Origin of the sequence: Candidatus Thiosymbion oneisti (genome assembly GCF_900092655.1) — a bacterium.
Classification (GTDB): Bacteria; Pseudomonadota; Gammaproteobacteria; order Chromatiales; family Chromatiaceae; genus Thiosymbion; species Thiosymbion oneisti.
On the sequence record NZ_FLUY01000285.1, the window covers coordinates 1 to 3,901 of the forward strand.

The 3,901-nt window shown below is 48.3% G+C and carries 5 protein-coding genes; all 5 read right to left on the bottom strand.

Translation table 11 applies throughout. From position 1 onward, the window contains the following. Nucleotides 1-482: 482 nt before the first annotated feature. Entirely contained in the window at nt 483-1,499 is a 1,017-nt protein-coding gene (locus BQ17_RS02570) for an NAD(P)-dependent alcohol dehydrogenase (RefSeq protein WP_089724158.1), read from the bottom strand. 92 nt (nt 1,500-1,591) lie between these two features. Next, nucleotides 1,592-1,861: a hypothetical protein gene (locus BQ17_RS02575; protein ID WP_141699051.1), complete on the bottom strand. Its 270-nt coding sequence runs from the start codon at nt 1,859-1,861 to the stop codon at nt 1,592-1,594. Between the two features lie 49 nt (nt 1,862-1,910). Then, nucleotides 1,911-2,303 (bottom strand): type II toxin-antitoxin system VapC family toxin, encoded by a 393-nt coding sequence (locus BQ17_RS02580; protein WP_089724160.1) that lies wholly within the window; start codon nt 2,301-2,303, stop codon nt 1,911-1,913. Continuing rightward, the gene (locus BQ17_RS23870) at nt 2,290-2,547 is read right to left on the bottom strand and encodes an AbrB/MazE/SpoVT family DNA-binding domain-containing protein (RefSeq protein ID WP_089724161.1); all 258 of its coding nucleotides are present in this window, start codon (nt 2,545-2,547) and stop codon (nt 2,290-2,292) included. Before BQ17_RS23870 ends, BQ17_RS02580 begins: the two co-directional genes overlap by 14 nt. 246 nt (nt 2,548-2,793) lie before the next feature. Then, on the bottom strand, nt 2,794-3,657 hold the full coding sequence (locus BQ17_RS02590) for a HEPN domain-containing protein (protein ID WP_089724162.1): 864 nt from the start codon (nt 3,655-3,657) through the stop codon (nt 2,794-2,796). Between the last annotated feature and the right edge of the window lie 244 nt (nt 3,658-3,901).

Here is a 3,901-nt window from a genome sequence, read left to right on the forward strand (position 1 = left end):
TCGGCTGGCTCCCCACGCTCCAGCGTGGGAGCAAATCCCGACGCTCCAGCGTCGATTAAGCGCCTCGGTAGGCTAACAGCCAATGCTGATCAGCACAGGAGCTGAGTCCGCGGGAGCGGACCAGACGGCGTTCCCACGCTGGAGCGTGGGAACGAGCGCGAAATTACAGATTTTATGCCCTAAAATCAGCGTCTTAATTTTTAGACAGCCTCTAAGCCCAAACGACGCCCAAGAAACCCGAAACCAAGGGCCGTCAGGGCGTTGCCGGTTTGCCGCGACGGCCCTTCCGCAGCAGGACCACCGAATAATACTCACTGCTGAAACAAGATCTTGGCCTGGAATCGAGTCGGGTAGATTGGGCACAGGGGCCAAAAATAGCCCGCCTGCCTGGGCGTCCCGCACGCAAACAGGTACCCAATACCCTGAATTTTCGGCCTGACGGCCACAGGTGATTTACTTACCCGTGGTCTCCCGGCCATGAGTCAGGCGGTCAACACGATACGATAGCGGGCCTTGTTTGCTGCTACCTTATCCATTGCCTCATTCACTTGGCTCAACGGCATCGTCTCGACCATGGGCGTGATATTGTGGACCGCCGAGAAGTTCAGCATTTCCCGCATGAATCTCCGTCCACCCACGACACTACCGACAACCGCCTTTTGTCCGAATACCAGCGATGTTACCGGAACCTCGACCGAACAAGTCGGCAGCCCGACGATACACAAGGTACCGTTGTTGCCGAGTAGATTCAGCGCGGTTTCGAAATCGGTAGCTGCAGGAGCGGTGTTGATGATGAGATCCTGGCTACTATGGGCCTTTTTCATCTCATCCGCATTTTCCCAAATCTGGAAATGATGGGCACCGAATTCCTTTGTTTCGGCTTCCTTATCGGGCGAGGTTGAAAAGACCGTGACCTCCGCCCCCATGGCCTTGGCATACTTGACCGCTATGTGTCCCAAACCGCCGATACCGATCACACCTACCTTCATCGCGGGCCGGGTCACATATGTACGCAGCGGCGTATAAACGGTAATTCCCGCGCATAACAGCGGCGCGGCGGCAGCGGAATCCAATCTATCGGGGATCTTATAGGCAAAGTCAGCCGGCGCACGAAGCTTGTCCGCAAAACCGCCATGATGCCCTAGGATAAGCCCGGTATAACCGTTATGACAGATATTTTCTTCGCCTTGTATACAATGATCGCACTGCCGGCAGGCATCTCTGATCCAGCCGAAGCCTACACGGTCGCCAACCGCCAGGGAAGTGATATCCTTTCCTGTTTGCGTCACCACACCCACGACTTCGTGGCCCGGCACCAGGGGATAGGTACTGATACCCCAGTCGTTATCGCGCATGTGAATATCGGTATGGCACAACCCATTATGGGTGATCCGAATCTCGACCTCTTCTTTTCCTAATGGTGCCGGTTCATATTCCCAATCTTGCAAACGCCCTCCGGGTTCCAAAGATGCGTAGGCTTGAAACATCGTTTCTGACATGACGTTTTTCTTCGTGTTTGACAAAGGGTGAGGGTGCGGATAACCGTGGGGCTTAGCACCACGGGAAAGGGGTCAAGTCTTGACCTGTGCCTTCAAGGATCACGGATCAAGACCTGACCCCATTTCCGGACCCATTTCCGCTCAAGGTATTCGAATACCGTATTTCTATTGAAATAACCATTACCAATTTTATTCTCTCTACGGAGAATCTGGCGCATGATCAGATAAATGTCTTCCGCACTGTTTACAGTGACTTTTTGCTGCTTGCTTAATTTGACTTCCATTGCGATGCCTTTTATACGAGGACTAACGCCAAAAATCAGGGGCCCAAAACGCGGCACCACTGAGCTTGAATTCACCACGAAACGAGCGCCGCATTTTTGGGGCCGCTGGATTTTTTTGTTATGCTTTCTATTTTAATACCTTGAAAGCGGGAGTTATGCCTAATTTACTGGCTGCCTTGCAGAACTCCACGTCAAAGGTATGAAGTAAGCTCTCCCCGCAAATACATAGATGCATGGCATCTGCAAAATCTGCCCCCAACTTGTACCATTCGAGGGCTTGTCCAATTTCTGTCGAGTTCTCTATGACAAGGTTTTCAGTTACCAGGGTATTCTCGAAGAATGACGCAATGTCATTGCGGCTTTTCTTATAAACCGAGTGAAGAACCCACTCGGTCTCCAGTAGCACGGTTCTTGAAATAAAAACTTCACCACTATTAATGAACTGTTCAGCTATATCTGCTTGGCACTCATCATCATTGACCGCAAGGCGCACCAATAGATTAGTATCAAATGCGATCATTCGTATACTCGACGGGTTTGCATAGTGTCTCAGTTGGAACAGGCTCACTTGTATGTTGTAAGAACCCCCGCAGGGATTTCGCTGGAATTTTGTGTGTTTGAGGTGCCTTAGTCTGTAACATGACACCATGCTTTGTTGTCACCAATGTCAGTTCAACACCTACACCCCAGTGTAGTGAGTCCCGCACTTCTTTAGGTATGACAATTTGTCCTTTGCTGGACAGTCTAACAGTCGCCGCCATCATAAGTATTAACTCCGGTAAGACGATTGGTAAGAACTTTGATTATGATGGAGGTGATGTCAAATTACAAGCATAACGTTTGGGCTCAGGCGCCCAATGCCGCGTGGCACTGAGCTTGAAAGTCGCTGAGGAGCTGGACCGGGGCATTGGGTCGCTTGCAGCCAAATGTTAGGCGAATGAGCTGTGAAAAACGACCCATCAATTGAGCCTGGCCCCTTTTCCTCGCTTGACTCTTTGGTTATGCCTTGTTTAGATTTGGCTAAAACTTTTAATTTTTTCTCTGCACAATTTTTCTGTTAACTCTTTCAACCGGCTTACACACCCAGCTAGCCACTCCAATTGCTCTTTTGTAATTGTATAACTCGGTTTATAGCGAGCATCCACGTAGGCTTTTCGGAGTAACTTAAAGCACTCTTCTTCTTCCTCTGTGGCTTTTGGAAATACTGACAAGAACCTAGGCTCAATGCTTCCCACTCTTTGACCAAGCTTTTCTAAATCATGGGTACTTGGTTTGTATCGAGTAAACACGAGTAGAACTGTTCCGTAAAGTTTCTCTGTTACCTGGTGAAGCTCAAAGGCTGCCAAGCTATACTTTTGCCTATTGAAGTTGAACTGATACGTATCAAAGAAATCTTGGGCACTATTAAACCAATACTCAAAATCTTGTTTTGCAAGATTTTGTCTTTCTAGATCTGTGATTTCTTTTGGCTCCGCCAATTCAAACTTACCTGAATTAAATAGAAGAATACCTTCCCTTAAAATATCAATATAGAAATACTGGCTTTTCTTGAGCCGCCGATTTACAAATTGGATGTCTTCGGCAATTAGACTGATTGGAGTTCGATGGATGGTTTTGATCAAACGTTGAGCAAGTTGATTATTTTGCTCAATCCTGCTGGCTTGGCGCGGTGTTTCGGTAATAACAAGAAGATCAAAATCGCTTTGATAACGATAGAGAAGGGTTTCCGGGTCGAGGTCTTCTACCCAGTCACCACGAGCATAACTCCCAAATAAAATGAGCATATCAAGATCAACTTCTTCTCGAATGATCTCGATAGCTCTTTGTAATTCCTGCTGTTTTTGATCTGGCAGGTGTTCAAGGGAGGTTTTCATACTCTTATGATAAATCCCTAAATTAGATTTCTTCATAGCGCGGTGTGAATTGAGTGACATAACGCCGAACTAACCTGCGGCCCAAAGTGCACCCGCACTTTAGTCCGTCGGGTTTAGTGCCGTGTTAGGCTATATTTGCACTGATCTTGACATTAAACGAGGTCTGTCCCTGAAGTATCCCCACAAAAATCCCCTTCGGTGTCAGTCGGCCAGGAGGGCGTTATGCTCATCGGCGACCCATTGA

Bases quoted from the DNA above. Each gene is read 5' to 3' on its own strand.
- BQ17_RS02580 (WP_089724160.1), bottom strand. From the start codon at position 2,303: ATGATCGCATTTGATACTAATCTATTGGTGCGCCTTGCGGTCAATGAT.
- BQ17_RS23870 (WP_089724161.1), bottom strand. From the start codon at position 2,547: ATGATGGCGGCGACTGTTAGACTGTCCAGCAAAGGACAAATTGTCATA.
- BQ17_RS02570 (WP_089724158.1), bottom strand. From the start codon at position 1,499: ATGTCAGAAACGATGTTTCAAGCCTACGCATCTTTGGAACCCGGAGGG.
- BQ17_RS02590 (WP_089724162.1), bottom strand. From the start codon at position 3,657: ATGAAAACCTCCCTTGAACACCTGCCAGATCAAAAACAGCAGGAATTA.